At 44.4% G+C, this 2,121-nt stretch carries 2 protein-coding genes; both read left to right on the top strand.

Going from position 1 to position 2,121, the window contains the following annotated elements; genetic code table 11:
* The first annotated feature begins 79 nt into the window (after window positions 1-79).
* Window positions 80-1,552: a group II intron reverse transcriptase/maturase gene (gene ltrA / locus R7E78_RS23945; RefSeq protein ID WP_064377320.1), complete on the top strand. Its 1,473-nt coding sequence runs from the start codon at window positions 80-82 to the stop codon at window positions 1,550-1,552.
* Between the two features lie 210 nt (window positions 1,553-1,762).
* Window positions 1,763-2,098: a hypothetical protein gene (locus tag R7E78_RS23940; RefSeq protein WP_140302014.1), complete on the top strand. Its 336-nt coding sequence runs from the start codon at window positions 1,763-1,765 to the stop codon at window positions 2,096-2,098.
* Window positions 2,099-2,121 lie beyond the last annotated feature (23 nt).

Genomic DNA, 2,121 nt, shown 5'->3' with positions numbered 1-2,121 from the left:
ATATAAAACTGCCACCTAACCCAGTTTAAAATTATTTTATGATGGCCTAGCAAATGGGGAAACGTTCATATAAACGCAAATGATGATTTCAAAAGAGATTAGTGCCTCTCCTGACAGCGCTCAGTGGCAGTCCATAAACTGGAAAGCCGTTGAATCCCATGTTTTAAAGCTTCAGATGCGTATTGCAAAGGCAACACGAGAAGGTAAACACGGCAAAGCGAAAGCATTGCAGTGGATACTGACTCACTCGCGCTCAGCAAAACTTCTTGCTGTTAAGCGGGTATCACAAAATAAAGGCAGTAAAACGCCTGGAATTGACGGCGTTATCTGGAGTACAGATACGCGCCGCATGAAAGCAGTCAATCAATTGAGCAGAAAAGCTTATCAAGCTAAACCGCTCAAGCGTACCTACATCCCCAAGAAAAACGGCAAACTCAGACCACTGGGTATCCCCTGCATGGTCGATAGAGCGCAGCAAGCGCTTCATCTTCTTGCACTAGAGCCAGTATCAGAAACACTTGCCGATCCTAACAGCTATGGATTTAGACCAAACCGAAGCACTGCTGATGCTATCGCGCAGTGCTTCAAGTGTCTGGCACTAAAGAAATCAGCTCAGTGGGTACTTGAGGGAGACATCAAAGCCTGTTTCGACAAGATTGGGCATCAATGGCTTATGAACAACATTGCCGTGGATAAACGCATGTTGGAACAATGGTTAAAGTCTGGTTTTATGGACAAAGGGCTGTTCTATCGTACAGATGAGGGAACACCTCAAGGCGGGGTTATATCCCCCACCTTGATGCTAATGACCCTTGCAGGACTTGAGCAGCGCATAAAGTCTACCGCTCTCAAAAAGGGGGCAAGAGCTAACTTTATTGGATACGCCGACGATTTCGTCGTCACCTGTGCTTCAAAGGAAGTGCTGGAGAACGATATCAAACCGTTGATTGCTGATTTCTTAGCAGAAAGAGGCTTAACACTCTCCGAAGAGAAAACGCACATTACTCATATCAGTCGTGGTTTTGATTTCCTAGGTTTTAACCATAGGAAGTACAAAGGAAAATTGCTCATTAAACCGAGCAAATCCAACACACTGTTGTTCTTGAGTAACTTGCGCGAACTCATCAAAAAGCACGCAACTATCCCCGTCAACGATTTAATCAAATTGATAAATCCGAAACTACGGGGCTGGTCGAATTACTATCGACACTGCGTGGCCAAACAGGTATTCGGATATGTAGGTCACAAGCTATTCCATACGCTATGGCACTGGGCTAAAAGGCGTCATCCAACCAAATCGAGAACTTGGATCGCTCTTAAGTACTTCATCAACCGTCAAGGCCAATGGCAATTTCACGGTTGGCAGAAGATCATGAATATGGATTGTCAGTTCAATCTGTTTCAAATAGCCAAGGTGCCAATAGAGAGACATGTTAAAATCAGGAGTGCCGCAACGCCTTTTGACCCTCAATACCAAGAATACTTGGCAAAGAGAAAGTCAAAAAGGCAATGTCGTAACTCTTGGGATGAGCCTGCTCTCGCTGCTTTATAAGTTGCTGGGTGCCAACAGGTGCCTTCGTGAAGGCTTGAGCCTAGTGCGGTGAAAGTTGCACGCTGGGTTCTTAGAGGGACGGCACTTGGTAACAAGTGTCGTCTACTCGACAAAAGCTTGCTACAGCAAAAGACAAACTATGACAAAAAGCGTCGAAAAGTTTCGAACTTTATTGTTACTTCTTGCTTTGAGTTGGCCTATTGAGTGAAATTGAGTTTTGATCTTTATTGTCAGTTCTTTGCTATAGTGTCACGTAGCAATCTGCCCCGCGTAACAGAAAAGTTTCAATCTTTGTTGTTCAGCGACATGAGTAATAAGGCTATTAAGCTTAATGAAGCCAATCAAAGGTTGACAGAGCTAATTAATGAGTTGCAGGAGCGTGAGCGTGAATATGACAAAGCTCTTGAGCATTCTGCAAACTATTTAGGTAACGATGAGCGTATAGAGCAGGGTAGGGACGCAAGGGCTCAGGCTTTATTAGAGAGCGTTTCAGTAAGTGTTCACCAAGCCCCTATTGACAGAAAAAGTGTGACACTCAGCACTTGATCCATTCTTGGCTATTGAGTGAT

It is taken from the genome of Vibrio sp. YT-19(2023) (assembly GCF_033337395.1).
This window is presented reverse-complemented; position numbering and strand designations above follow the sequence as displayed.